Annotated in this window: 26 protein-coding genes and 1 pseudogene; 12 read left to right on the plus strand and 15 right to left on the minus strand. The window is 64.4% G+C overall.

Annotated elements, in window-relative coordinates; genetic code table 11:
* The first annotated feature begins 7 nt into the window (after positions 1–7).
* The 3 genes from K1X15_RS03235 (at position 8) to K1X15_RS03245 (ending at position 5,066) form a co-directional block, all read left to right on the plus strand.
* The gene (locus K1X15_RS03235; protein WP_220306056.1) at positions 8–1,912 is read left to right on the plus strand and encodes a DUF2207 domain-containing protein; all 1,905 of its coding nucleotides are present in this window, start codon (positions 8–10) and stop codon (positions 1,910–1,912) included.
* Between the two features lie 80 nt (positions 1,913–1,992).
* The gene (glyS, locus tag K1X15_RS03240) at positions 1,993–4,017 is read left to right on the plus strand and encodes a glycine--tRNA ligase subunit beta (RefSeq protein ID WP_220306057.1); all 2,025 of its coding nucleotides are present in this window, start codon (positions 1,993–1,995) and stop codon (positions 4,015–4,017) included.
* A gap of 68 nt (positions 4,018–4,085) precedes the next feature.
* Entirely contained in the window at positions 4,086–5,066 is a 981-nt protein-coding gene (locus K1X15_RS03245) for a DUF808 domain-containing protein (protein ID WP_220306058.1), read from the plus strand.
* On the opposite strand, the gene K1X15_RS03250 is transcribed toward K1X15_RS03245, so the two are convergent.
* From K1X15_RS03250 to ispH, 4 genes are all read right to left on the minus strand, one after another.
* Positions 5,063–6,145 (minus strand): nucleotidyltransferase family protein, encoded by a 1,083-nt coding sequence (locus K1X15_RS03250; RefSeq protein ID WP_220306059.1) that lies wholly within the window; start codon positions 6,143–6,145, stop codon positions 5,063–5,065. The genes K1X15_RS03245 and K1X15_RS03250 overlap by 4 nt on opposite strands.
* A 75-nt stretch (positions 6,146–6,220) precedes the next feature.
* Positions 6,221–6,691 carry a ribonuclease HI gene (gene rnhA / locus K1X15_RS03255; RefSeq protein WP_220306060.1) on the minus strand — a complete coding sequence of 157 codons (471 nt, stop codon included), beginning with the start codon at positions 6,689–6,691 and terminating at the stop codon, positions 6,221–6,223.
* Complete coding sequence (locus K1X15_RS03260; RefSeq protein ID WP_220306061.1) at positions 6,684–7,211, minus strand: GNAT family N-acetyltransferase; 528 nt, start codon at positions 7,209–7,211, stop codon at positions 6,684–6,686. Before K1X15_RS03260 ends, rnhA begins: the two co-directional genes overlap by 8 nt.
* Positions 7,208–8,179, minus strand: coding sequence for a 4-hydroxy-3-methylbut-2-enyl diphosphate reductase (gene ispH / locus K1X15_RS03265; RefSeq protein ID WP_220306062.1), 972 nt, complete (start codon positions 8,177–8,179; stop codon positions 7,208–7,210). The genes K1X15_RS03260 and ispH overlap by 4 nt, the downstream gene beginning before the upstream one ends.
* A gap of 121 nt (positions 8,180–8,300) precedes the next feature.
* On the opposite strand from ispH, the gene K1X15_RS03270 reads away from it, so the two are divergent.
* The 4 genes and pseudogenes from K1X15_RS03270 (at position 8,301) to K1X15_RS03285 (ending at position 13,236) form a co-directional block, all read left to right on the plus strand.
* Positions 8,301–10,571 carry a putative PEP-binding protein gene (locus tag K1X15_RS03270; RefSeq protein ID WP_220306063.1) on the plus strand — a complete coding sequence of 757 codons (2,271 nt, stop codon included), beginning with the start codon at positions 8,301–8,303 and terminating at the stop codon, positions 10,569–10,571.
* Positions 10,572–10,657: 86 nt separating this feature from the next.
* The gene (locus K1X15_RS03275; RefSeq protein WP_220306064.1) at positions 10,658–11,212 is read left to right on the plus strand and encodes a hypothetical protein; all 555 of its coding nucleotides are present in this window, start codon (positions 10,658–10,660) and stop codon (positions 11,210–11,212) included.
* 838 nt (positions 11,213–12,050) lie between these two features.
* Positions 12,051–12,464 (plus strand): annotated as a pseudogene (locus K1X15_RS21490) (cell wall hydrolase); the annotation flags it as partial.
* Between the two features lie 103 nt (positions 12,465–12,567).
* Positions 12,568–13,236, plus strand: coding sequence for a DUF2306 domain-containing protein (locus tag K1X15_RS03285; RefSeq protein WP_220306066.1), 669 nt, complete (start codon positions 12,568–12,570; stop codon positions 13,234–13,236).
* A 6-nt stretch (positions 13,237–13,242) separates the two neighbouring features.
* Here K1X15_RS03285 and K1X15_RS03290 read toward each other — a convergent pair whose 3' ends face one another.
* From K1X15_RS03290 to ygfZ, 3 genes are all read right to left on the minus strand, one after another.
* Positions 13,243–13,698, minus strand: a complete 456-nt coding sequence (locus K1X15_RS03290) for a hypothetical protein (protein ID WP_220306067.1) — start codon at positions 13,696–13,698, stop codon at positions 13,243–13,245.
* A 114-nt stretch (positions 13,699–13,812) separates the two neighbouring features.
* Positions 13,813–14,430, minus strand: a complete 618-nt coding sequence (locus K1X15_RS03295) for a YfbR-like 5'-deoxynucleotidase (RefSeq protein WP_220306068.1) — start codon at positions 14,428–14,430, stop codon at positions 13,813–13,815.
* A 68-nt stretch (positions 14,431–14,498) separates the two neighbouring features.
* The gene (gene ygfZ / locus K1X15_RS03300) at positions 14,499–15,341 is read right to left on the minus strand and encodes a CAF17-like 4Fe-4S cluster assembly/insertion protein YgfZ (RefSeq protein ID WP_220306069.1); all 843 of its coding nucleotides are present in this window, start codon (positions 15,339–15,341) and stop codon (positions 14,499–14,501) included.
* An 87-nt stretch (positions 15,342–15,428) separates the two neighbouring features.
* Here ygfZ and K1X15_RS03305 point away from each other — a divergent pair, with 87 nt between their 5' ends.
* On the plus strand, positions 15,429–16,754 hold the full coding sequence (locus K1X15_RS03305; protein ID WP_220306070.1) for a dihydroorotase: 1,326 nt from the start codon (positions 15,429–15,431) through the stop codon (positions 16,752–16,754).
* Here K1X15_RS03305 and K1X15_RS03310 read toward each other — a convergent pair whose 3' ends face one another.
* The 4 genes from K1X15_RS03310 to K1X15_RS03325 form a co-directional block, all read right to left on the minus strand.
* Positions 16,755–17,306 carry a hypothetical protein gene (locus K1X15_RS03310; RefSeq protein WP_220306071.1) on the minus strand — a complete coding sequence of 184 codons (552 nt, stop codon included), beginning with the start codon at positions 17,304–17,306 and terminating at the stop codon, positions 16,755–16,757.
* A 66-nt stretch (positions 17,307–17,372) separates the two neighbouring features.
* Entirely contained in the window at positions 17,373–17,651 is a 279-nt protein-coding gene (locus K1X15_RS03315; RefSeq protein ID WP_240549648.1) for a hypothetical protein, read from the minus strand.
* Positions 17,652–17,746: 95 nt separating this feature from the next.
* The gene (locus K1X15_RS03320) at positions 17,747–18,106 is read right to left on the minus strand and encodes a TIGR02301 family protein (protein ID WP_220306072.1); all 360 of its coding nucleotides are present in this window, start codon (positions 18,104–18,106) and stop codon (positions 17,747–17,749) included.
* A gap of 164 nt (positions 18,107–18,270) precedes the next feature.
* Entirely contained in the window at positions 18,271–18,672 is a 402-nt protein-coding gene (locus K1X15_RS03325; protein WP_220306073.1) for an NUDIX hydrolase, read from the minus strand.
* 77 nt (positions 18,673–18,749) lie between these two features.
* Between K1X15_RS03325 and K1X15_RS03330 the strand changes: the two genes are divergently transcribed.
* Positions 18,750–19,499, plus strand: coding sequence for an SOS response-associated peptidase (locus K1X15_RS03330; RefSeq protein ID WP_220306074.1), 750 nt, complete (start codon positions 18,750–18,752; stop codon positions 19,497–19,499).
* Between the two features lie 22 nt (positions 19,500–19,521).
* Here K1X15_RS03330 and K1X15_RS03335 read toward each other — a convergent pair whose 3' ends face one another.
* A complete protein-coding gene (locus tag K1X15_RS03335; protein ID WP_220306075.1) occupies positions 19,522–20,085 on the minus strand; it encodes a hemerythrin domain-containing protein in 564 nt (187 codons plus the stop codon).
* Positions 20,086–20,279: 194 nt separating this feature from the next.
* On the minus strand, positions 20,280–21,695 hold the full coding sequence (locus K1X15_RS03340) for an FAD-binding oxidoreductase (protein ID WP_220306076.1): 1,416 nt from the start codon (positions 21,693–21,695) through the stop codon (positions 20,280–20,282).
* 126 nt (positions 21,696–21,821) lie between these two features.
* Between K1X15_RS03340 and K1X15_RS03345 the strand changes: the two genes are divergently transcribed.
* The gene (locus tag K1X15_RS03345) at positions 21,822–22,463 is read left to right on the plus strand and encodes a histidine phosphatase family protein (protein WP_220306077.1); all 642 of its coding nucleotides are present in this window, start codon (positions 21,822–21,824) and stop codon (positions 22,461–22,463) included.
* 48 nt (positions 22,464–22,511) lie between these two features.
* Complete coding sequence (aroC, locus tag K1X15_RS03350; protein ID WP_220306078.1) at positions 22,512–23,627, plus strand: chorismate synthase; 1,116 nt, start codon at positions 22,512–22,514, stop codon at positions 23,625–23,627.
* Here aroC and K1X15_RS03355 read toward each other — a convergent pair.
* Complete coding sequence (locus K1X15_RS03355; RefSeq protein WP_220306079.1) at positions 23,624–24,541, minus strand: MBL fold metallo-hydrolase; 918 nt, start codon at positions 24,539–24,541, stop codon at positions 23,624–23,626. The genes aroC and K1X15_RS03355 overlap by 4 nt on opposite strands.
* Before the next feature lie 94 nt (positions 24,542–24,635).
* Here K1X15_RS03355 and K1X15_RS03360 point away from each other — a divergent pair, with 94 nt between their 5' ends.
* Positions 24,636–25,250, plus strand: coding sequence for a biotin transporter BioY (locus tag K1X15_RS03360; RefSeq protein WP_220306080.1), 615 nt, complete (start codon positions 24,636–24,638; stop codon positions 25,248–25,250).
* A 76-nt stretch (positions 25,251–25,326) separates the two neighbouring features.
* On the opposite strand, the gene K1X15_RS03365 is transcribed toward K1X15_RS03360, so the two are convergent.
* A complete protein-coding gene (locus tag K1X15_RS03365) occupies positions 25,327–26,370 on the minus strand; it encodes a DNA topoisomerase IB (protein ID WP_240549649.1) in 1,044 nt (347 codons plus the stop codon).
* Between the last annotated feature and the right edge of the window lie 7 nt (positions 26,371–26,377).

The raw sequence follows: 26,377 nt of genomic DNA on the forward strand, positions 1-26,377 counted from the left end.
TCAGCTGATGCGCTTGCTCGCCCGCCTGATTGCCGCCCTCGTCCTGCTCGGCGCGCTGGCCATTCCGGCCCTGGCCCGCGAGGAAATTCGCGCGTTTGCGTCCGATGTCGAACTGCGCACCGATGGCTCGGTCGCCGTCCTCGAAACCATCGACGTCAATGCCGAGGGCAACCAGATCCGGCGTGGCATCTATCGCGATATCCCGGTGACCATGCTGGGGTCGAGCGGCAACAAGATCCGCATCGACCTCGACGTTCAGGCGGTCACCCGTGCCGGCAAGCCGGAAATGTTCCGGGTCGAGCGCATGGGGGATTTCCAGCGCATCTGGATCGGCGATCCCGACATATTCCTGTCCTATGGCGAGCACCGCTATACCATCGCCTACACCATGAACCGCATGGCGCGCCCCACCGGCGACGGGCAGGGCGATGAGCTCTATTGGAACGCCACCGGCAATTATTGGGACTTTCCCATCCTCACCTCGGTGGCGCGGGTGCGCCTGCCCACGGGGGCGGTGATCGAGGACCTGGCCGCCTATACCGGCGTCGCTGGCGCCACCGGGCGCGACGTCAGCATCATCCGCGAGAGCGACACCACCGCCATCTTCCGTACCCAGCGCGCCCTGGCCCCGGGCGAGGGCATGACCTTTGCCGTGTCCTTCCAGAAGGGCATCATTGCCTATCCCGAGGGCATGGATGCGCTGATCCAGTCCGCCTCGGACCTGCGCGAAGTCTGGCTGCCGGTGCTCGCCGTCATCCTGCTGCTGGCTTACAACTTCACCGCCTGGATGCGCGTGGGGCGCGATCCGCCCAAGGGCACGATCATCCCGCTCTTTCATCCGCCGCGCGATTTCTCCCCCGCGCTCACCCATTATGTCCACAAATGGGGCTTCTCCAATTCGGGCTGGACCGCCATGACCGCGGCGATCTTCAATCTCGGGGTCAAGGGTCTCGTGACCATCAAGAACCCGGACAAGACCCTGACGGTCACCGTCACCGGCAAGCAGCCGGACAAGAAGCTGCCCGTGGGCGAGCAGGTTCTGTTCTCCTATTTCGACAGTCGCGGCGCCGTCACCTTCGACAAGGCCAATGGCAAGGATCTCGGGTCCAAGCGCACCGAATTCACCACTGCCATCGAAAGCGAGAACCGCAAGACCTGGTTCAACAACAATTGGGGCTTTGCCGGGCTGGGCTTCGTGCTGGCGGCGCTGATGATCGGCGGCATGGTGCTGTTCGACGTGCTCGAGCCGGTCTGGCTTTTCATCGCCCTGTTCGGCGGGGTCTTCCTGGGGATAATCGGCGGTGTCATCTTCGGTGTGGTCAAATCCGGCGGCTGGTTCCAGCGCTTCATGATCGTGGTCTGGGTGGCGGTCTTCGCCTTCAACATGGGCGGTGGCCTGCTCGAAACCTTTACCGGCTTTTCCATCAACTCCGCCGCCATCGCGGCGGCCTCCATGGTGGTGATCTGCGTCATCTTCACCGTGCTGATGCGCGCCCCCACCGTGCAGGGCCGCAAGGTGATGGACCAGATCGACGGCTTCCGGCTCTATCTCGAAACCGCCGAGAAGAACCGCCTCAACATCATCGACGAGCCGCCCATGACCGTGGAGCGCTTCGAGCGCATCCTGCCCTATGCCATCGCCTTGGGTGTCGAAAAGCCGTGGTCGGAACACTTTGAGGCCGAACTGGCCCGCCACGCGGTGCCCGACGCCGAAACGGGCTATTCCCCTGCCTGGTATTCGGGTGGACGATCCTTCTCTTCGAACAACCTCTCGCGCGCCATCACCACCGCCTCCTCGGGCATGGCGGCGGCGATGATCGCGGCCCAGCCGGTCCAGGCCAGTTCATCCGGCTCGGGCGGCGGTGGCTCGTCGGGCGGTGGCGGCGGCGGTGGCGGCGGCGGCGGCTGGTAGCCAAAGCGGCCCCCAGCCGATAGACATCCCCGCGCCCCCGCGCTAATCACGCACTCGCCTCAAGAAACCCGGTTGCCACTATGCCCGAACTGCTGCTCGAACTCTTCTCCGAGGAAATTCCCGCCCGCTTCCAGCGTCGCGCGGCCGAAGACCTCAAGAAGGCCGTCACCAATGCTCTGGTCGATGCAGGTCTGGTCTATGAAGGCGCTAGGGCCTTTGTGACCCCGCGACGCCTGGCCTTGTCGGTCGCCGGCCTGCCGGCCCGCTCGCCGGACACGCGCGAGGAAAAGAAGGGCCCCAAGGTCGGGGCGCCGCAGCCGGCCATCGACGGTTTCCTGCGCTCTGCGGGCCTCAATTCGATCGATCAGGCCAAGGTGGAAAGCGACCCGAAAAAGGGCGACTTCTACGTGGCGCTGATCGAAAAGCCGGGCGCCGATGCGGTGGACCTGCTCTCATCCATCCTCCCCAGGGTGATGAATGATTTCGGCTGGGCCAAGTCGATGCGCTGGGGCAATGGCAGCTTCAACTGGGTGCGCCCGCTGCGCGCCGTCACCGCCACTTTCGGCACCGAGAACGACGAACCCATCGTCGTGCCGTTCACGGTGGCCGGCCTTGAGGCGGGCCAGACCACGTTCGGTCACCGCTTCCTCGCGCCCGACGCCATCCGCGTGAAGCGGTTCGAGGACTACCAGATCGCGCTCGAACGCGCCAAGGTCGTGCTCGATATCGACCGCCGCAAGCAGATCATCCGAACCGATGCCGACAACCTGGCCTTTGCCCAGGGCATGAGCGTCATTCACGACGAAGGCCTGCTCGAAGAAGTCGCGGGCCTGGTCGAATGGCCCAATGTGATGATGGGCGGCTTCGATCCCGATTTCCTCAAGCTGCCCGAGGAAGTCATCATCGCCACCATCCGCGCCAACCAGAAATGCTTCTGCCTGCGTGATGGCTCGGGCAAGCTGGCGCCCAACTTCATCATCACTTCCAACACCATTCCCGCCGATGGCGGCGCCGTAGTGGTGGCCGGCAATGAGCGCGTCATCCGCGCCCGCCTTTCCGACGCGGCCTTCTTCTACCAGGGCGACCTGGCCATCCCGCTCGAACATGGCCTGCCCAAGCTCGAGGACATGGTGTTCCACGCCAAGCTGGGCACCCAGTTGGCCATGGTCGAGCGCCTCGTGCATCTGGCCGCCGAGATTGCGCCCAAGGTGGGCGCCGATGTCGAGATGACCAAGCGCGCTGCCATGCTGGCCAAGGCCGATCTCGTCACCGGCATGGTCGGCGAATTCCCCGAATTGCAGGGCCTGATGGGGCGCTATTATGCGACCGCCCAGAAGGAGCCGTCCGCAATCGCCAATGCCATCGAGATGCACTACAAGCCGCTCGGTCCCTCCGACCGCGTGCCCACCGAGCCGGTCTCGATCGCCGTGGCGCTGGCCGACAAGCTCAACGTGCTCTCGGGCTTCTGGTCCATCGACGAAAAGCCCACAGGCTCGCGCGACCCCTTCGCATTGCGTCGCGCGGCCCTCGGCGTCATCCGCATCATCACCGAGAACAACCTCAAATTCCCGCTCGAGGTCGAACCGGACTTGCTGGCTTTCTTCCACGATCGTCTCAAGGTCTCGCTGCGCGACGCCGGGGCGCGGCACGATCTCGTCGATGCCGTCATCTCCGCCGACAGCAACGACATCCTGCAGATCACCCAGCGTGCCGAAGCGCTCTCGACCCTGCTGGCCACCGATGACGGGGCAAACCTGCTCGCCGGTTACAAGCGCGCCGCCAATATCCTGGCTGCCGAAGAAAAGAAGGACGGCAAGGCCTATGCCGGCGCGGTCGATCAGTCGGCCCTGAAACTACCCGAGGAAACCGCCCTGGCCTTCGCCGTCGACGCCGTCCATGCGGCGGTTGCTGATCATGTGGCCCGCGACGATTACAAGGGCGCCATGGGCGAGCTGGCGACCCTGCGCGCGCCGGTCGATGCCTTCTTCGAGGCGGTGCTGGTCAACGACGCCGATCCGGCCGTTCGTGCCAACCGGCTCAACCTCCTGGCCCGCCTCCGCGACACCATGCATCTGGTGGCCGATTTCGGGAAGGTCGCCGGCTAGACCCGAGGGAACCGCGCCCGCCCGGCGCGGTTTCCCAATGTCTTCATTTCCTATCGCGCAGGTGCATCATGTCGGTCGGCCTTCTCGCACTTCTCGATGACGTCGCTGGCCTGGTGAAGGTGGCGGCTGCGTCCATCGACGACGTCGCGGGGCAGGCGGCCAAGGCGGGGGCCAAGGCGGCCGGTGCGGTAATCGACGATGCCGCCGTCACGCCAAACTACGTCCATGGCTTTACGGCCGAGCGCGAACTGCCCATCGTCGCCAAGATCGCCTGGGGCTCGATCCGCAACAAGCTGCTGTTCTTGCTGCCCGCGGCCCTGCTGCTGTCGATCTTTGCGCCCTGGCTCATTACCCCGCTGCTGATGATCGGCGGCGCCTATCTCTGCTATGAAGGGGCCGAGAAGGTTTTTCACCTCATCGCGCCGCACCAGGCCGAGCATCACGAAGCCGCCCTCGAGCACACCGCTATCGCGCCTGTTTCGCTCGAGGAGCAGAAGGTGGCCGGCGCCATCAAGACCGATTTCATTCTCTCGGCCGAGATCATGACGATCATCCTGGCAGCGGTGGAGGTCCCCGACTTCTGGACGCGGGCCGCCGTTCTGGCCGTGGCGGGCATCGGCATCACCATCGTCGTCTATGGCGCGGTGGCGCTGATCGTCAAAGGTGATGATTTCGGCGTCTGGCTGGCCCGCAATGCCCGCACCGGCGCCGGCCGCGCCACCGGGCGGGGCATCGTCGTCGCCATGCCTGTCCTGATGCAGGTTCTGAGCCTGGTGGGTACCGCGGCCATGACCTGGGTCGGCGGCAGCATCATTGCGCATGGCCTCTATGAATTCGGCCTCGATTGGCCCGAACACGTCATCGAGGCCGCCGCCCATTGGGCCGAACATGCCTTCCCGACCATTGCCGGCTTGGCCGGATGGCTGGCCACGGCAATTGTCGATTTCGTCATCGGGCTGGCGCTCGGCGCGCTGCTGATTCCAGTGGTGGGCTTTGTCATCAGCCCGGCCTGGAGGGGCGTGAAGGGCTTCGTGCCCAAGCGGACCTAGAAACTGAATTCTTCTGGGTCGTGACCCAGAGCTTTTATGCCTTCAGCCAGTTTCATCGTAATTTCGGCAGCGTCCGGCACGGATGCCAGGCCTTGCGAGATGGCATCGCGCCAGGACTGCCCACGGTGCCAAGCTTCCATGAAGGCGTCGGCGAGTGGTAATGTTTGATTTGTTGCAATCATGGCCTGCATCAGCAGCGCAGCCTGCCGCAGGTCCTTTTGGCGTTTGTCACGGCCATTTTTATCTTGCAGCCGTTTCGTGGCCACGATCAGCTTGTGCACAGCGAAGCGTTCGGGCGCGGGAACGAGAACCGGGACGCCGGCGCCGTGCAACAAGACAGCCCGCACGGGTTCATAAATCAGGAAATCAAGGAAACGAAGCGGTTCTGCCGCGATGTTGCCAAGGGCAGGCATGGAGGCCGCACGTCCATTGTAGTCCTCGGTTCCTGTATTGGGAGTGAGGAACTCGACCCTATAGCCGTCTCGCGAAACAAGCTGTGTGGGCGCCTCATCGGACGCTAGACGCGGTATGGCTCGAAAGGTGGAATCGATCCCCTGCAGGACCTCGAGGATATCGGGCATCCTATCCTCGACGGCGACGGAAATGGAGTGAAACTGGGCAAAGTCGGCGTCGCCGGTTTGCAGTAGCGCCCCGGGAAATCTGACCCCCAGCCCTGCCGCATAGCATTGAAAGGCAACAGTGCCGACCAGGACGCCTCGCAGGCGAAAAAAGCCCGCATTGGCCATCGCTTCGACGACCGCGCCGACCTTGGGTGGCGGGGCCGGCAGATATGCGTCGCGAACCAGGGTGGAGACCAGTTTTCGCCGGGCGCGGAAATCGGCTTTGAGATTTTTGAAGTTCTCTACCCGCTTGCTGATTTCCGGGTCTGCCGTCGGCCCGACATAGCGGCGCACTTTTTTGCCGTCCTTGGCGGTATCAAAATACCAATAGGTCCGCTCATTGGCAGTGACGCGAACGAACCTGCCTGTCAGCGAGAAATCGCTTTCGAACGCCGCGTCGAGGCTGCGTTGAGACAGTTCGGAATAGAGGACCGCATAGGCCGGATCTAGGAGCTTCATAGTGACTTGTTACCATTTTTGCAGAGATGGTAACAAGTCACATGTTACCACTTTCGCGGAATTGGTAACAAAAAATCAAACCGGCGGCGTCAGTGACGCGGCCTTCTTGCCCTTGAACGGCGCCATGCCCTCGCGCGCCAGTTCGTCGGCGCGCTCGTTTAGGTCATGGCCGGCATGGCCCTTGACCCAGTGCCAGGCAATGTCATGGCGCTTGGTCGCCTCGTCCAGCGCCTGCCACAGCTCGACATTCTTCACCGGCTTCTTGTCGGCGGTGCGCCAGCCATTGCGCTTCCACCCATGGATCCAGCTCTGTACGCCGTTCTTCACATATTGGCTGTCGGTATGGAGTTCGACCGAGCAGGGGCGGGTGAGGGCGTTGAGCGCCTCAATGGCCGCGGTCAGCTCCATCTTGTTATTGGTGGTCAGCGCCTCGCCACCCTTCAATTCCTTGCGGTGGGGCCCGAATTCCAAAATGGCCCCCCAGCCGCCCGGCCCCGGATTGCCCGAACAGGCGCCATCGGTATGGATGATGACGCTGTCAGCCATTTGCGGGCCGCCTGTAGATGTGGAACTGGCATTTGAGCCCGTTTGGCTCGGTCTCGATATGCGTTTCTTCCATGCCGATTTTCTTGAGGACGGCGAGGGACGGGGTGTTTCTGGTGTCGGCGAAGCCGATGAAATGGGGAGCGCCGGTTTCCCGGAATATCCAGTCCCGCAGCCCCGCCGCCGCTTCCGTCGCATAGCCCGCCCCGTGATGGTCTTCGAACAGGGCGTAGCCTAGTTCGGGTTCACCAGTGGGAGGATAAATGCCGTAGCCGGCCCTTCCGATGAACTTGCCGTCGCTTTTGCGGGTCAGGCGCAGCTTGCCCAGCCGCCGGGATTCGAACAGCTCTATCCAGCCCTGGAGAGCACGTTCAGCCTGCTCTCGCGTCCAAGGATCGCCGCTCACCGTCAGGTAGCGCGACACATTGGGGTTGCCATGCAGCGCGACGAGATCGTCCAACTGGTCCATGCGCCAACCGGATAGCACCAGTCGATCGGTCTCGAACAGGTGCAGCGCGCTCATCGGCCCGAGGCCGTTTCCAGGTCGCGCAGCACGCGCGGAATGTTGAAGGCGATGTTTTCCTCGGCCGTGGTCTTGGTCTCGACCGTGACCGCATACCGCTCCGCGAAGGCGTCGATCACTTCCTCGACCAGGCTTTCAGGTGCCGAGGCGCCGGCACTGACGCCCAGCGAGGTGATGTCGCCATAAAGCGACCAGTCAATGTCGCTAGCGCGATCCACCAGGGTGGCGACCCTGCAGCCATTGCGCAGGGCCACTTCCACCAGGCGCTGCGAGTTCGACGAATGCGGCGAACCCACCACGATCATCGCATCGACCAGCGGCGCCACGGCCTTGATGGCCTCCTGCCGGTTGGTGGTGGCGTAGCAGATGTCTTCCTTGTGCGGCCCATTGATGGCCGGAAAGCGCGCCCGAAGCGCAGCGACGATCTCGCGCGTGTCATCCACGCTCAGCGTCGTCTGGGTCACGAAGGCCAGTGTCTCGGGATTTTTGGGGGTAAAGGCCCTGGCGTCATCGACCGTCTCGATCAGCGTCACCGCGCCGGCCGGCAACTGGCCCATCGTGCCGATCACTTCGGGGTGACCGGCATGCCCGATCAGCACGATCTCGTGCCCTTCCTCGAAATGGCGTGAGGCCTCCACATGCACCTTGCTCACCAGCGGGCAGGTGGCGTCGAGAAAGAACATGTTGCGTGCCTTTGCGTCGGCGGGCACGCTTTTGGGCACGCCATGGGCCGAAAAGACCACAGGCGCCTCGGTTTCGGGGATCTCGTCGAGCTCCTCGACAAACACCGCGCCCTTGGCCTTGAGGCCTTCCACCACATATTTGTTGTGCACGATGGCGTGGCGCACATAGACCGGTGCGCCATATTTCTGGAGCGCCAGCTCCACGATCTGGATCGCGCGGTCCACGCCGGCGCAAAATCCGCGCGGGGCGCAGAGCAGAATGTCGAGGTGCGGCCTTTTTTCCATGCCAGATCAGATGCTTTCAGCGACTTCGCAAGTCAAGTGCTGTTGCAGCCGGGGCAGGGCATGGGCAATATGCTTTTCGAGAGTGTGACCGGGACGGTTCCAGGTGAGTTTGGCGCAGGAAATGTTTGCGATTGCCCCGGCAACGGGGAAAGCGAACCTGAGCGCCGGTCAATTGAAGCTGCTCACCGGCAAGGCCCGCTGGATTTTTCGCGTTGGGGAAGCCGGCTTTCCCACCGTGCCCACCATCGCCATCACCCGCGCCGCCTGGGAAGAATTGCAGGCCGAACGCGGGCGGCGCGATTCCCGCCTGCGCACCCATTGGGTCGCCTGCCTCTATAAGCTCGTCGCCAAAGACGGCCAGCCGCCCCAACTGGTGGTGCGCACCTCGGCCACCACCCACAATAGTGGCCTTGCTCCGGCCCGGCTCGGTATAGCGGCGCCGACCGCGCCCGAGGATTCGGTCGATCCGACCCGGCCGCTCGCCAGGGCGATCAAGCAGGCCTTCGAGAGCTATGGTTTTTTCGGGCGCAGTTGGACCGGCGCGCGGCCCGAGGAAGATCGTGCCCGCCAGATCGTCCTGGTGCAGGCCCTGGCCGAGGGTGAGATCGAGCAGTTCCTGACCCGCAACGCCACCACCGGCGCGCTCGGCCCCGCCCCCCTCAACGGCAGCCCGCTGCCGCGCCTGCCCAAGGATGTGGAGGCGCTGATCGGCCTGCTCGACGCCAAGGCCGGCCGCCACATGGCGTGCCTCGTTTCCGTCAATGGCGGCAAGGTGACATTCCTGTCGGCCCGGCCAGTGCAGGCCGGTGCCGGTGCCGAGCTCGAAGCGGCGGTGGACCGCGTCGAGCGCAAGGTCTGGACCCCGCAGGGCGCCGTCAGCCGGGTCGATGCCAATCGTCTGGCGCTGATGCTGCACCCGCGCCTCAAGTCGCCGGAAGAGGCGACCCCCATCGCCATGGGCCTGGGCGTCTCCCCGGGTGCGGCCAGCGGCATCATCACCTTCAATCCCGACGACGCGGCCCGCCTGCGCGCCCGCGGCAAGCACTGCATCCTCGTCGTCAACGAAACCGGCCCCGCCGATATCGAGGGCATGAAGGCGGCCACCGGTATCCTGACGGCCCGCGGTGGCATGTCCAGCCATGCCGGGGTCATCGCCCGCATCACCGGCAAGCCCTGCGTGGCCGGGGTGCGCAGCCTGTCGGTCGATGCCGTCGAAATGGTATGCCGCATCGGCGACCGCGAGTTCCGCGCCGGCGATCGTCTCACCATCGATGGCACCGATGGGGCCGTCTATCTGGGCAATCTGCCCCTGGCCCAGCCGCAGATCGGCGGCGCCATCGGCAAGCTCCTGGGCTGGTCCGATGCCAGCCGCGCCATTGCCGTGCGCACCAATGTCGAGACGGTGGAATCGGCGCAGACGGCGCTGAGTTTCGGCGCCGAGGGCATCGGTCTGGCCCGGTCCGAACACATGTTCTTCTCGCCCGAGCGCATGGTGGCGCTGCGCCGCATGATTCTCTCCGAGGACGAAGACGCGCGCTCCCGCGCCATTGCGGGGCTCGTGGATTTCCAGACGGGCGATTACTCGGCGCTGTTCTCGGCCATGCAGGGCCTGCCGGTCACGGTTCGCCTGTTCGATCCGCCCTTGCACGAATTCCTGCCGCGCACCGACGAGGAGATCGAGGAGACGGCGGCCTCACTGGGCGTGGCGGTCCGCGCCCTCAGGCTCAGGCTCGAGCGCATTGCCGAGATCAACCCCATGCTGGGCCATCGCGGCGTGCGCCTCGCCATCACCTATCCCGAAATCCTCCAGATGCAGATGCAGGCCGTGCTCGCCGGCGCCCGCGCGGCCAGCGAGAAGCAGTCTGAGCCGGTAGCCATCGAAGTCATGGTGCCTTTCGTCTCCACGGCCACCGAAGTCTCCTGGGTGCGCGAACGGACCATGGCCATCCTGGACAATTCCGGCCTCACCCGTTCCGATCGCGTGCGCTTTTCATTCGGCACCATGATCGAACTGCCGCGCGCCTGCCTGCGGGCCGGCGATATTGCGGCCATGGTCGATTTCATCTCCTTCGGCACCAACGACCTGACCCAGACCACTTTCGGCATTTCCCGAGACGATGCTCCGGCGTTCCTCGCGGCCTACCAGCGCAAGGGCGTCTATGAGCGCGACCCCTTCGTCACCATTGACGAGAAAGGCGTGGGCGAAATGATCGAGATCGCCATTGCGCGCGGCCGCGCCGCCAATCCGCGGCTCAAGATCGGTATCTGCGGGGAGCATGCCGGCGATCCGGCCTCGCTCAAGTTCTTTGCCGGGCTCGGCGTCGACTATGTGAGCTGCTCACCCTATCGTGTTCCGGTTGCCCGGCTGACCTTGGCGCAGACTTCGTCTTAAATTGTCGAGGCCGGATACCCATTTGGGTGAGATCGGTAGAAGCCGGTCGCTACGAGCCGGGACCAAAGGGAAGGGGCTTGGCCTCCGTGAAAATACTAGCTTTCGTCCTGGCCTTGCCACTGCTTCTGGTGCCTGGTCTTCCGGCCTCGGCACAGACAGGCGCCCAATGCGCCGCCATTGCCGACGATGCCGAGCGCCTCGCCTGCTATGACAATCTGTTCCGCTCCGGGAGCACTGCCCCCGAAGGGCTCAGCGTCACGCTGCAATCCGAACAGTTGATCCCGGCGCGCCCCAGCGGCCGGGCCCCCGCCACGATCACCGTCTCTTGCGAGGCCAATATCCTGCAGGTGGCCTTCGGCTTTGCCGGCAACACCATGTCGGCGCTAGGGAGCGATACCGGCATCACGTTGCAATACGATCTGCAACGGGCCCGCTCGTCCACGCTGCCGGTCAATGCGGACAATACGGCGATCCTGATCGACAACACCCGCGACGCACGCAGCTTCCTCGACGGGCTGGCCGGCGCCACCAATCTCACTGTGCGGGTCACCCCGGCCAGCACGCGCTCGCTGTCGGTGCGGTTCCGCGTCGATGCCTTTGCCCAGGAAGTCGCGCCGGTGGTGGCCGCCTGCAGCCAGTAGGGCGGGCGGTACACTTTGCCGCAGTGATGTGATGGAACTGCCCCAGCCCCGCCACATCTGCGCCCTTTGCGCGCCCCGAACCCCATTTACCCAGCGCTAACCTTAATAACCGATCATCACGACTGTCGGCATTTGAGCGTCACATTTGCCGGGCGTAGTTCGTGTTGCGTAGCGTTGAGTATTCTATATGGCCCTTTCCCACCGGCCGGTGGCGCGTCGTCGCCCGGTCAGAGCGGTTAGCCGAGGAGTTGGTATCGCCAGGGCGCTGGTGATGGCGATGGTGGCTCCCCTTGCCTATCTCGGTTTTGCTGGCGCAGCTTTTGGCCCCGGCTCTGCACCCCTTGGGCTTGCCGGCCTGCCGGGTCAGGAGCAGCCCGTGGCAATCGCCCAGGCTAGCCTCAGTTTTTCCGGCGTCGACCCGGTCATCACCGGTTCGGTCAATCACCTGTTCGACAGCGCCAGCTTCACCGGTCCCAATCGCGCCGAAAAGACCGATCGTGTCCGCCCGGCTGTCGATGCGCTTGAAATCTCGAAAAGCTTCGAGACCGCGCGGCTGCAGCTCGCCTCCCTGCGCGCGCCTGCGGATCCTGCAATCTACGGGCAATCCAGCATCGCCCAGGCCGAGGTGGAACCCCAAGAAGCCGGGCCGCGCATGTCGGTGGCCTCGATCCACCCCAATGCCGCTGCCGCGCTCGACGCCATTGCCGGCATCGCGCCGAAATCCGATGAGACCCTGTCCGGCGTGACCCTGCCGGTGGCCGTGCCTGAGCAACTGGCCTATGCCCGCGCCAATACCCCCGCCATCGGCGCCATGGCCACGGGCGAAGCCATGAAGGTCTCCGAACGCGAGCAATGGTGCCTTGCCACCGCCGTCTATTTCGAGGCGCGCGGGGAAGCCTATCGCGGTCAGGTCGCCGTGGCGCAGGTCGTGCTCAATCGCGTCAAGGACCACCGTTATCCTGACACCATCTGCGGCGTCGTGTTCCAGAACCAGAACAAGCGCAATGCCTGCCAGTTCTCCTTTGCCTGCGATGGCATTCCCGAGACGGTGACCGAGCCTGAGCCCTGGGCCCAGGCCGAGGAAATTGCCTCCAAGGTCACCAGCGGCGAGCTCTATCTGACCGAAGTGGGTGATGCGACCCATTACCACGCCACCTATGTGCGTCCCGCCTGGGCTCCACGCATGACCAAGGTGACGCAGATCGGCCTGCACGTCTTCTACAAGTTCAAACGTGGCTGGCTGTTCGGCTAGTGCCTGCATCTATGCGTCAGCGCATATGACTTCGGCACTTTTCTGCAATTTCGTTTGAATGCGATCCGTGGTCTTCCTTGGCGGGAGGACCACGGAGTGCATCATGACCAGCAGAACCGGCAGTTTTGGCAATCGGCTTGCTTTGTCCGCATTGATCGGTCTGGGAGCTCTGCCCTTGCTGCCGGCGATCGGGCGCATGCTGCTGCGCTTTGTCGATGTGGATGCGCCACCCGAGATGGTCGCCGACACCGCGCGCTTTTTCATCATGCCCGTGCCGGTGGTGCTGCATGTCGTCGGCGGTTGCCTCTTCACCCTGCTCGGTGCGCTGCAGTTCTCGCCGACGCTGCGCCGATATCCATGGCACCGGCTGACCGGCCGCGTTCTGGTCGCGGCGGGGCTCATCGCCGCGCTCTCGGCCCTGTGGCTCACCCAGTTCTACCCACACCCGCCCAGTGAAGGGCCGTTGCTCTACTGGTTCCGGCTTGCCGCAGGGTCGGCCATGCTGGCCTTCCTGATCAGTGGCTATCGCGCCGCGCGGGCGCGGCGGTTTGATCGCCACCAGGCCAGCATGATGCGCGCCTATGCCCTGGGCCTGGGTGCGAGCACGCAGATGCTGATCGGTATCCCCTGGCTGCTGCTGTTCGGAGAGCCGTCACCTGTTGTGGGCGACCTCTTGCTGGGCGGCGCCTGGCTGCTCAATCTGGCGGTGGCGCAATGGCTGTTGGGCCGGCGCCCGGGGCAGGCCGTGCGCCCGCTGCCAGCCAGCGCCTGAGCCGTATCAGTAGCCCGTGGTACGACCGCTCAGCCGCAGGAAGGAATTGCCAGCGCGGCTCGAGAAGCTGAACCAGTCGCCATTGCTCCAGAACCGCACCCAATTGCGCCGGTGGGGCGTCACCTCGGTGACGTCGACGCCCGGATAGAGCACGTGCTTGGAGGTCAGTCCATCGGTGGAATAGGTGCCGGTGGCGGTGGTGGTGATGTCGACATAGGTTACACGTCCGCCTTCGATCTTCTTGACCGTGCTGCTCGAGAGCGGATCGGTCGAGACCCAGTCAGCATAGTCCACCAGATAGTCGCGGCCTTCGAACTTGACGAGCTTGTCGGTGTCGAACCCGGCCGGCATTTCATCGCCAAAGGCTTCCAGCACATAGCCAGGGCCGATGGCGGCCAGCCCGGTTGCGCATATCGCACCCAGGGTCATGCCCATCAACATATGCTTGGTCGGCAGATTCATGGCGGGCACCCCGTTCTGTTCCACTTCGGCACACATGCCTTAACGGATCAGTAACCATCAAGTGCCGGACGAGAAACGCCAAACTGCCCTTAGGGTTAATCTCAACAGGCCCGGTCAGGCGCCCTGGATCGTGTCGCTAATGGTCTCGAACGCCTCAACAAAACGCTCATGGGCCTGTTGGGTGGGCCAGGGCCGGATGAGCCGGTCGAAGGCATCGACGTCGAACGCCGACTGGCCCGGTTCTCCGAACAGGCGTCGCGCCTCGACCGGATCGAAGCCCGCCAGGTGCGTCGCCTCGAAAAAAGCCGCTTCGCGGTCGGCTTTTTTGATCAGCTTGGTGAGCGCCGCGGTCATCGTGGCCGGCAGCGAGAAGCGCAGGAAGATCGCCGACAGCAGCCGGTTCTCCACGTCCTTATAGTTCCCGCCCATGGCCGCCTTGAAGGGCGAGATGATGTCGCCCATCACATATTCCGGGGCGTCATGCAGCAGTGCCTGCAGCAATGCGGTCGCCGCGGCGTCGGGATTGGAGGCGCGGAACAGCTCGAGCACCAGCACCGAATGCTGCGCCACCGAAAAGGGATAATCGCCCTGGGTCTGCCCGTTCCAGCGAGCCACGCGCGCCAGGCCATGGGCAATGTCGCTCAATTCCACATCGACAGGCGAGGGATCGAGAATATCGAGACGGCGACCAGACAGCATACGCTGCCAGGCGCGGGCGCTTTGGCGTGACATCGGCATCAACCGGAAATGCGGACTGTTGCACTAGCCATAACAGATCGGGCCGATTCGAGAATGTTCGGCTAGTCGTCTTCGGCGGCAGCGTCGCCCAGCCGATAGTTGGCCCAGACCGGCAGTTCGATATGCACCGGCCTGCCGCCGACCGTCACCGCCGCCGGGTCGGTGATCCGGTCGAGCCGGACGATGGCGACCGCCCTGCCATCCACCACCTGTCCCACCGTGCCGGCCTCACGGCCATTGGCCATGACTGCCTGTCCTGCCTCACCTTCAATGCCTGAGACAATCACCGGCCGCCGCCGCGCCGTGCCGCGGTGCTTCATTCGGCTGACGACTTCCTGGCCAACATAGCAGCCCTTGGCAAAGTCGATGCCGTCGAGCAGGTCAAGGCCGATGTCGTGGGCGAAGGCGTCATTGGCGGGAAAGTCATTGCCCAGATGTGCGATGCCGCAAGCGATGCGCTCACCCTGATAGAATGCATCATCCTGCACCCAGCCGCCGGTCGCCTCGACGTCCGCAATGGCGCGCCACCCCATGTCTATCGGACCCATCCGGTCCGTGTGGCGGATGCCGTCCGGTTCTGCATCCTGCGCAAAGCCGACGCGATGGGTTTCGCGCAGATCGTCGATCACCACCTGCGCTCGCAGGCGGTACATCTTCATGCGCTTGAAGAAGTCGTCGGCCACCGATTGGTGGACATCGAGCCAGAGCGCATCCTCGGCATGCCCTGCCAATCCCTCGGCCAGGATTTTCCCCTGGGGTGACAGGAGGGCCCATGCGGCGGCCACGTCCCCGTCGCCATTGCCCTCGCTGGGAATTTCTCCGGTGACGACGTCGTTGAGCAGCCTGTGGGCATCGGGCCCCGAAAAGCGGAACAGGGCACGGTCGGCCCGCAGATGAATGGTCATAGTGACTTGCCTTGCAAAGCTGCCGTCCGATATGTCGGTTTTGACGGTCGACAAGACCATACAGAACCGACAGGCGGGACCCGAGACATGGCGCAGTACGACACGATTTTCAAGAACGCCACCGTGGTCAACCAGGATGGCGAGGGCCTGGCCGATATCGCGGTTCTGAACGGCCGAATCGCTGCGCTTGGCACTATCGAGGGCAGCGCCGCCGAGACCGTGGACTGCAAGGGTCTCCATATCCTGCCCGGCGTCATCGACACCCAGGTGCATTTCCGCGAGCCCGGCCTGACCCACAAGGAAGACCTTGAAAGCGGCTCGCTCGGCGCGGTCATGGGCGGCGTGACGGGCGTCTTCGAGATGCCCAATACCAATCCGCTGACCACCACCCGCGAGACTTTCGAGGCCAAGATCGCTGCCGGCACCAATCGCATGCATTGCGATTTCGCCTTCTATATCGGTGGCACCCACGAAAACGTCGCCGAACTGCCCATGCTCGAAAAGCTGCCGGGCTGTGCCGGCGTCAAAGTGTTCATGGGCTCGTCCACCGGCTCGCTGCTGGTGCAGGATGACGATGGCGTCGAAGCCATCCTCCGCGCCATTTCCCGCCGCGCCGCCTTCCATTCGGAAGACGAATATATGCTCGAGGAGCGCAAGCATCTGCGTGTGCCGGGCGATCCGTCGAGCCATCCGGTCTGGCGTTCGCCCGAAGTCGCCATGAGCTGCACCACGCGGTTGGTGAACCTCGCCCGCAAGACCGGCAAGCGCATCCATGTGCTGCATATCTCGACCAAGGAAGAAATCGTCTATCTCGCCGACCACAAGGATGTCGCCTCGGTCGAGGTGACGCCCCACCACCTGACGCTCGACGAAACCGCCTACACCCGCCTCGGCACCTATGCGCAGATGAACCCCCCGGTGCGCGACAGGGACCATCGCGAGGGCATCTGGAAGGGCGTCGCCAATGGCGTTGCCGACATCCTCGGCTCCGACCACGCGCCGCATACGCGCGAGGAAAAGGACCATGCCTATCCCGCCAGCCATTCGGGCATGACCGGCGTCCAGACGCTGGTGCCGACCATGCTCGACCACGTCAACAATGGAAAGCTGAGCCTCCAGCGCTTCGTCGACATGACCAGCCACGGCCCCAATCGCCTGTTCGGCATTGCCAACAAGGGCCGCATCGCCGTGGGCTATGACGCCGATTTGACCATTGTCGACCTCAAGCGCCGCGAGACCATCACCAATAGTTGGATCAGGAGCCGCGCCGGCTGGACGCCCTATGATGGCGTCACGGTCACCGGCTGGCCCGTCGGCACCGTGGTGCGCGGCAATAAGGTCATGTGGCAGGGCGAGCTGGTGACGCCAAGCAAGGGCCAGCCGATGCGCTTCCTCGAAGCGCTGGCCGGCTGATCAATCCCCCGCCACGAAGGCCTGCCACTCGCCATCCTTGCCGATATAGACGCGCCAGTAATACCAGGCTTCCAGTTCGGTGAGCTCGGTCAGCTGATCATGGGTGAGGATGCGATAGGCGTCGACCTTCTGGGCCGGCGTCAGCGCCGAAAGGTCCTCGACCACGGCGAGATAGGGCCAGACATAGCTCGGCGTCTCGCTTTCGGTATCGAAGACGGCATAGGGCGCCTCCAGCAGGTCGAGCAGAATGGCAAGGTTCTCCAGCCCCGCCCCGTCCGCTGAATAGGTCTTGAGATAATCCACCGCGTCGTCGGGCCCGCCATAGGACACGGTGGGCGGAAATTCCTGCTCCGCGATGATGGGGCGCAGCGCCTCGATATCGCCACTGCGGGCCACGGCGATCAGCCGCTCGCGCGTCCGCGCCACGGGCCCGGGCAGCGCCGACAGATCGGAACTGATTTCATATTTGGGGTAGGGATAGTTCTCGACATCGTCCTGCGCCATGACCGGCAGGGCGGCGAGGGCAAGCAGAAACAGGGCAGCATGGCGCATCGGTGATCCTCCCGGGGGGATCATCGGGTGGTGTCCACTTGCTGGCAAGCCCCGTTTGGCCGGCCCCTATTGCAGAATGCGCTCGAGATTGTATTCGCCGTTGCGGATGCGTTCGGGCAATTGCTCGACAAGGTCTGCCGTCGCCTCATCCCCATGCATGCGCACGAAAGTGGCCAGCGCCGCAAACAGCGAGGCATGAGCCAGCGAGGCGGCCTCCAGCCCGTCTTCCTCGGCACTGTTCCATGCCTCGGCGAGATATTCCAGCGCCAGCTGGCGCTCGGACTGGCTGCGGTCGAACGGGCCGATCCCCGACGCGGGCGAGAAGATGGACTTGGTCGTGCTCATGATGCGGGCATAGCATGCCCCGCTCTCCGCTCAATGGAGGAAGTAAGCCGAAGGTTAACGGCCGGTAGGCAATTGCATGGACCGATATGTCCTGCCTATTCGGCGAAGCGCGTATGGATGTCGCGCGCCAGCTTCTGTGCCTCGGTCAGCAGCCGTGTCAGCGCCTCGCGCGACGCCGGGGTGCAATGGTTGTGCAGGCGGGAAAAAGCCGTGTAGCCGGTGTTGAATGCCCCCGCCAGACGCTGCCGCCGGTCGTCGTCGGGTTCGTCCAGCGCAATCAGCTCCGCCGCCTGCGCCCGCCAGTCCTCGTCCCCGGCCGCACAGAGCGGCTGCAGGTAGTAAAGGCTGCCCATGATCTCGGCCAGCCGCTCCATCTGCCGCTGATAGGGCGGGTCGATAGCCAGGGCCGGAGCAGTCATGAGAAGGGCGAGAGCAAGCGCGAGGGCCTTTTTCATCAGGACGCCCCCTCCCGGCCTCCCCCATCAATGGGGAGGTGGCGCGCCAGAGTGTGTCGCAGGTGCCCGCCCCGGACCCGTTCCACACCTCCCCCTTGATGGGGGAGGGGGGAGGGGGCGGAGCGGCAAAGGCCATATGTCGGCAAAAGGTCCATCCCCACTCTCTACCAGCTCTGCCCCAGAACCTTGAAGCACTCTCTGATCACGTCATCGAGCCTGGAGGTCGTGCGCAGGGCGATGAGCATGCCCGGGTCGACCCATTTGTGGTCGCTGATCTCGTTCGAGGGCCGGACCTGTCCCACATAATCGGTGGTAGTGAAGACGGCGAGCCGATAGGTGCCGTCGCGGCCCAGCGACTGGGTCAGCGCATGGCGCGGATTGCGGATGGTCAGCCCCAGTTCCTCCTGCACCTCGCGGACGGCGCATTGCTCCACTGTCTCGTCTGGCTCCATGCGCCCGCCGGGAAAGGTCCACAGGCCCTGATAGGGCGCAAAGGCGCGCTTGATGAGCAGGATCTTGCCGTGCTTGACGATGCCGACACTGGCGGCGTTGGGAGGCTCGATCATTTCCGGGAGGCCATTCTGGCTGATTTGCGATTCGGACGCGTAGAGACTACCTCTGCACGGGTAAAGGAGACACGCCAATGTGTGGTCGCTACGCCTCGACCCTGCCGCCCGAAATGATGGTGGAGCTGTTCAAGCTGCTCAACAGCGTCGAGATCGTGCCGCGCTACAATATCGCGCCCACCCAGCCGATCGTCGCCATCTGGGAAGCCGAGGGCCGCCGCGAGGCGCATTTCGCTCGCTGGGGCTTCGTACCCGGCTGGGTCAAGGACCCGCGCGAGTTTCCGCTTCTGATCAATGCAAGGGCCGAGAGCATGGCCGAAAAGCCGGCCTTCCGCGATCGGGTCAAGCATGGCCGCTGCCTCGTGCCCGCAAGCGGCTATTACGAATGGCATACCGGCCCCGACAAGAAGAAGCAGCCCTATTACATCACCCGCGCCGACGACCAGCCCATGGCGCTGGCCGGGCTCTACGCCACCTGGATGGGCCCCAATGGCGAGGAGGTGGACAGCGTCGCGACCATCACCGTGGCCGCCAATCCGCAGCTTTCGGTGATCCACGACCGCATGCCGGCGATCCTTTTGACCGAGCAGCAGCAGGACGACTGGCTCAATGTCCGCGACGTGCGCGCGCATGAGGCGGTGCAGATGGCCCTGCCGCTTGAGGACGGGGCGCTGAAATTCCATCCGGTCTCAACCCGGGTCAATTCAGCCCGCGACGATGATCCTGGCCTGATCGAGCCGATATCACTGGATAAGCCCGAGCCCCCGGTAGAAAAGCCCAGGCCGAAGAAGGTGGCGGGTGGCGGCGGGCAGATGGATCTGTTCTGACCAAATCGGCACGCCGTCTCGGCTAAACCCCGATCTCGAAATAGCCCAGCGCGTCACCGATGGAATCTTCCTCGTAGTGAAGGTGGCTGAGCAGCACTTTTTCGAGCGCCCGGAACACGGTGACCGCGTCCTCGAAATTGCTCTTGCCCGGCGCTTCGGCCAGCGCGATCAGGGCATCGATCAGCCGTTCGAGCAATTGGTGCACCACCACGTGCTCGGCCTGCAGCCGGTCGGAAATGGCCTTGAAGGCGGGGCTTTGCTGGGCCAGCGAGGGGAAGATGTATTGATCCTCGATGGAATGATGCCCATGCACGAACTGGCAGTACTGCCCGCACAGCGTACCGAAACGGCGATAGTTCGAGACCATGACGAGGTCGGCGGTTTCCGCCTTCACCTCCTCGACCGTGGCATGGCCCTCGGCCGCGCGCTCGATCAGGCGCCCGAGCACCACCATGTTTTCGCGCAGATGATCGTGGATTTGTCTGAGATGTTCGCCCGGCGCCTTCTGTGCCTCTGTCAGGCCATCGAGCTTGGGGATTGCGGGACGCGTCGCGTCGTCGAGAAACTGGATATCTTTGAGCAGCATGGGGCCAGAGATGGGCCCGGCAGGCGGCAAGCGCAAGAAGGCACAGGGGAGTGACTGGGGTATCGCAGCCAACCGCCCTCGTGGTTCGAGGGTCGCTGCGCTCCCACCTCACCATGAGGGCTATGTGGCCACGGTGCTGCACGAGCCCTCATGATGAGGCGCTGCGTCAGCAAAGCCTCGTACCACGAGGGCGGCTATCCCAGCATTTTCCCCGGATTGAGGATGCCCTTGGGGTCCAGCGCCGTCTTGATCGCTCCCATCATCTCCAGCGCTACCGGGTCCTTCACCTGCTTGAGCAGGCCAACCTTGAGCTGCCCGATGCCATGCTCGGCCGACACCGAACCGCCATGGCGCAGTACCACCTCGTAGATCACCGCGTGCATCGCCTCGTCATATTGCGCCATGAAGGCCTTGGGATCGGCCCCGACGGGCATGGAGAAATTGAAGTGGATATTGCCGTCGCCCATATGCCCGAACGGCACGGGGCGGATGCCGGGGCTGAGCTTTTCGGCGGCTGCCGACCCCTCGGCGATCAACGCCGGGACGGCGGCGATGGGCACCGACACATCGTGCTTGATCGAGGCGCCTTCGCGGCTCTGGCATTCGCTCATCTGCTCGCGGAAGGCCCACATGCGCGTGCGGTCGGAAAGGGATTCCGCCACCACGGCATCTGAAATCAGCGCTTCCTCGAAGGCCGCCTCGAGCGCTGATTGCAGCGCGCCCGGCTCGGTTCCGGCCATGCGCGTCAATTCGATCAGCGCATACCAGGGCGAGGCGCTGGCCGTCGGGTCGGCATCCAGCATGCCATGGCGCAACTGGATGTCGAGGCCGATCCAGGGGATGAGTTCGAAGGCATTGAGGCGGCTACCGGCCCGCTGGCGCATCAGCTGGAACAGGTCCAGCGCCGCCTCGGGCGAGGCCACATTGACGATGGCCGTCTCGTAGTCTTCTGGCAGGGGATAGAGCTTGAGGCTCGCCGCCGTGATGATGCCCAGCGTCCCCTCGGCGCCCACCAGCAGGTCCTTGAGGTCATAGCCGGTATTGTCCTTCTTGAGCGCATTGAGCCCCTGATAGAGCCGGCCATCGGCCAGGACCGCCTCGACACCCATGGTCAGCTCGCGCGCGTTGCCATAGGCGAGCACATTGACGCCGCCGGCATTGGACGAGAGCACGCCGCCGATGCGCGCCGATCCCTGCGAGGCCAGCCAGAGCGGAAACATGGCTCCCTTGGCCTCGGCCGCCTTGTGGGCATTTTCGAGGATGACGCCGGCCTCGGCCGTCATCACGCCCGCGGCCGTGTCGATGGAGCGGATATTGTCGAGCTTCTGCAGGCTCAGGATCACCTCCTGTCCGCTCAGCGGCACTTGCGCGCCGACCAGCCCGGTATTGCCGCCCTGCGGAATGATACCCACGCGATTTTCATTGGCCCAGCGCATCACTGCCTGCACCGCCGCGACGCTGGCCGGCATCACCACCGCGGCCGCATTCTGGTGAAAGCGCTTGCGCGGCTCGTTGAGCCAGGCCCCCATCTTGCCGGGATCGGAAACGACGCCGTCGCTGCCAACAATGTCGGCCAGGGCGGCGGCAATCTGGGCGGCGGTCATGGTCATGGTATGGGTCCGAAACAGATGAGCTATGAAGGCGTTGCGCTTGCTCGCCCGACCCTCCATGTGCCACAAGCGGGACGACGACTCCAGACTTGCAAAGGCCGCGCCGGCCTGGCGCGGAAAGACCATATGACTGCCCCCGACTGGCCGGATTTCTATTTTGCGCGGCACGGCGAGACCGACTGGAACCGCGAACAGCGCTACCAGGGCAGCCGCGACATTCCGCTCAACCGGACCGGACAGTTGCAGGCCGATGCCAATGGGTTTCTGCTGCGCGACCTGCTCGAGCGCGAGGGAGTGGACCCGGCCTCGCTCAACTGGTTCGCCTCGCCTTTGAGCCGCGCCTCGGAAACCATGGATCGCATGCGCGCCGCCTTCGATATCGATTTGCCGCCGGTCATCCACGATAGGCGGCTGATCGAAATTTCCTTCGGGGACTTCGAAGGGCGCCTGCATGCCGAGATCGCGCGGGAACACGCCGCTTTGGCGCCCGGCGAGCGGGACGAAAGCTATTGGCAGTTCCGTCCGAATGGCGGCGAGAACTATGACGATGTTGCTATGCGCCTGCTCGACTTTGCCCAGACGCTGACTCGCCACGCCGTGGTTGTCGCCCATGGCGGCGTGCTGCGCGTGCTGCGCCACCTGGTCGAAGGCACCTCGCGCAGCGACGTGCTCAACTGGCCGCCGCCGCAGGGCGTCATCGCCCATTTCGTCAATGGCCGCATGACCCTGCACTCCGCCGAGAACACCTGGGACGCCAGCGTCGATTGACCCGCTCGCCAGCGCCCCCTAAAACGCCCGCATAACCGGGGCCGCGCCATGTCATTCAATACCTTCGGGCATCTCTTCCGTTTCACCACCTGGGGCGAAAGCCACGGGCCGGCGCTGGGTGTCGTGGTCGATGGCTGCCCCCCAGGTCTGGTGCTGACCCCGGAGATGATCCAGCGCGATCTCGACCGCCGCAAGCCGGGCCAGTCCAAATTCACCACCCAGCGCCGCGAGGCCGACGAGGTGAAGATTCTGTCCGGCGTGTTCGAGGACGAGCGCACCGATGGCCCCCGCACCACGGGTACGCCGATCTCGCTTCTGATCGAAAACACCGACCAGCGCTCCAAGGACTATTCGGAGATCCGCGACAAATATCGCCCGGGCCATGCCGACTACACCTATGACCAGAAATACGGCATCCGCGACTATCGCGGCGGTGGCCGCACCTCGGCCCGCGAAACCGCTGCCCGGGTCGCCGCCGGAGCCGTGGCGCGTCAGGTGCTGGCAGGCGTCACCATTCGCGCCAGCCTGGTGCAGATGGGCCCGCACAAGATCGACTACGGCAATTTCGACTGGGATCAGGTCGGGCAGAACCCTTTCTTCTGCGCCGATGCCAAGGCGGCCGAACTCTGGGCCGACTATCTCGATGGCCTGCGCAAGGACGGCAATTCGGCCGGCGCGGTCATCGAAGTGGTGGCCGAAGGCGTGCCGGCCGGCTGGGGCGCCCCGATCTATGGCAAGCTAAGCGCCGATCTGGCCTCGGCCATGATGAGCATCAACGCCGTCAAGGCGGTCGAAATCGGCGCCGGCTTTGAAGCGGCAAGCCTCACCGGCGTCGAGAATGCCGACCAGATGCGGGCCGGCGAGGGCCAGCCCTATTTCCTCTCCAACCATGCCGGCGGCATCTTGGGCGGCGTCTCCAATGGCGACCCCGTGGTCTGCCGCTTCGCGGTCAAGCCCACCTCGTCCATCCTCACCCCGCGCCAGACGGTCACCACTGCCAATGAGGACACCGACATCATCACCAAGGGCCGCCACGACCCCTGCGTCGGTATTCGCGCCGTCCCGGTGGGCGAAGCCATGATGGCGCTGGTCCTGGCCGACCACATGCTGCGCCACCGGGGCCAGACCGGACGTGAGGGCGCGGTTGGGTTCCAGAGAAATTAAGGCAGGGACAGGCGCGTCCCGAAAATCCTCCGCCTGACTTTGAGCGCCCCAAGTCCTTCCAGATATTCCACATGCGCCATCATGGTCATGCGGGCAGCGAAGCGAATTCTGGCGGCTTGCCTGGGATAGATCTGATCCACCACCGTGCCGATGCTGCGCGCACCATTCCGCACCGCGTTCAGAACCTGTTCATTACGCAACTCCCGGTGTGCCTTGAGGGCAGCGGCATGCGCCGGGCCTTCGTCTATCGAACCGCCATGGGCGGGAAAGTAGCGCCGGTAGGGCAGGCCGATGACCTTGTCGAGAGACGCGAAATAATCGGCCATCGACCCATCCGGCACCGCCACCAGCGTCGAATTCCACCCCATCACATGGTCCCCCGACAGCAGCATTTCGGTCCCTGAAACCCCGAAAACCAGGTGATTTGCGCAATGTCCGGGCGTGGTGTGCACGCTGACGGACAAATCGCCCGCCGCAATGGTCTCGCCATCCGTGAGCACCCGATCCGGCACAAGCTCCCAGTCGCAGGACTTGCGGATGGGATTGATCTCGAATCGCCGCAGCGGCCGCGACAGCCGGTGCCGCCCCCCGAACCACAGCGGCGCACCAAGCTCCCGGCGCCAGAAATCGGCCGCTGCGCTGTGGTCACGATGGGTATGCGTGAGCAGAATTGCGGTGACCTGCCGGCCATCCATTGCGGCCCGGAGAGCGGCTTGGTGGGCGTCGTCCAGCGGACCGGGATCGACCAGGGCAAGTCGCTCGTGGCCCAGCAAAAAACTATTCGTGCCGGTAAAGGTATAGGCCGAGGCATTGGGCGCGGTGACGCGCACCACGCCGGGCGCCAGCGGGACGGGTTCGCCCGTTTGGGGCGCAAAGTCGGTCTGGTAGCTGGGAGCCGGAGAGGTGCTTGCCATTGCGCTGCTGGTAACGAGAAAGTAATAAGCGGGAGACGGAATTGCGCTCGCCATGAGGGACGGCGCACTTCCCTTCAAGCATGGAAGGTATGAAATGGCTGTGACTTTGACCACGCCCAACACGCTGCTCGGCGCATTCCAGCCCAAGAGCGACGTCGCCAAGCTGGCAACCAATGCTGCAATCGTGCTGCTGGGCACGATGCTCATCACCGCTGCTGCCAAGGTCAACGTGCCGGTGTGGCCGGTGCCTGTGACGCTGCAGAGCTTCGCGATTGCGGCCCTTGCCGCCGCCTTCGGCATGCGTATCGGTGTCGCCACCGTCGCCGCTTACCTCCTCGAGGGCGCGTTTGGTCTGCCGGTCTTCGCCACTGGCGGTGGCCTGGCCTATCTCGTTGGACCCACCGGCGGCTTCCTCCTCGGCTTCCTGGCGCAGGCCGCCATCATCGGCTACGCCGCTGACCGTGGCGCGTCCAGCCGCCCCTTCACCCTGTTCGGCGCCATGCTGGTGGCCAGCGCTGTGCTCTATGCCTTCGGTTTCGCCTGGCTGGTGGCCATGGCCGGGCAGGCCAGCTGGGTCGACCAGACCAATGTGGTGGCTTCGGCCTTCGCCAAGGCTGTGCAGCCTTTCCTCGTCTGGGACACGCTGAAAATGGCATTCGCCACCCTGACCGTAACCGGTCTGTGGGGTCTGTTTGGCGCCAAGCGCTAAACGCGGCAACCGCGAATTGACGAAGGGCCGGTGGCGACACCGGCCCTTCGCTTTTGAGAGCCTGCGAAGCAAGCGGCTACTTTCCCAGCCGGCGGAGGAATGCAGCGGTTTCCACCTCGTCTTCGTCCAGGCCCTCGACGGGCTTCAGCCGCCCGGAACGACGCAACTCGCCTGTCTGCCAGGCCTCGGGCACGGCCGGGTGCACATAGCATTGACGACACACGGTGCGCGTATTGCCGAGCTTGGCAGCCACCTGATCAATAACCGCGTTGATGGTCCGCGCCTGCATGGTCTGCGTCTCGGGTAGCTCCGTTTCCGTGAACAACCCGAAAGCGCGCACCGTCGCTGCCCAGGTGCGAAAATGCTTCGAGGTGAAGTCCGGCCCGGCGAAGGCGGCGAGGTAGTCGTTCACGTCACGCGAGGAAATGGCGCAGCGCCGATTCTCTGCCTCATACTGGAACAGATGCTGGCCAGGCATGTCCTGCAGGGTTTTCAGGATATTGGCGATGCGCCGATCGGCCAGTTCGAGCCGCCACTGCTTGCCCGACTTGCCCCGAAAGTGGAAATGCAAGGTCGAGCCGGTGATGTCGACATGCCGGTTGCGCAGTGTCGTCAATCCGAAGCTTTTGTTCTCCCTAGCATAGGTTGGGTTGCCGACGCGGATCAGGCTGTTGTCGAGCAGCCAGACGACCGAAGCCACCACCCGTTCGTAACCGAGGGTCCGACGCCGCAGGTCCCGCTGCACCTGTTCGCGCAGACCTGGCAGGGCCTTGGCGAAGGCGCCAAGCGTGTCGAACTTGGTAGCACTGCGATGGGCCGTCCATTCGGCATGATAGCGGTATTGCTTGCGCCCCTTTTCGTCGCGCCCGGTGACCTGGATATGGCCGCAGGGATCCTTGCATATCCAAACATCGCTCCAGGCCGGCGGGATCGCCAACGCCCGTATGCGCTGGAGGTCGCTGCCGCCAGGGTGATGGCCGTCTTCATCAATGTAGGAAAATCCGGCGCCCCGTTTCCTCCGGCGCCACCCGGTATCTTCGTCCGAGGAAAAACAGAGCTGCGGCGCCGGTCCGATCTCGTCGGCCCGCATTCGGTCCAGCACTATCCTTGCCAGGCGCATGTCAGCT

This window comes from Devosia salina (assembly GCF_019504385.1).
GTDB lineage: Bacteria > Pseudomonadota > Alphaproteobacteria > Rhizobiales > Devosiaceae > Devosia > Devosia salina.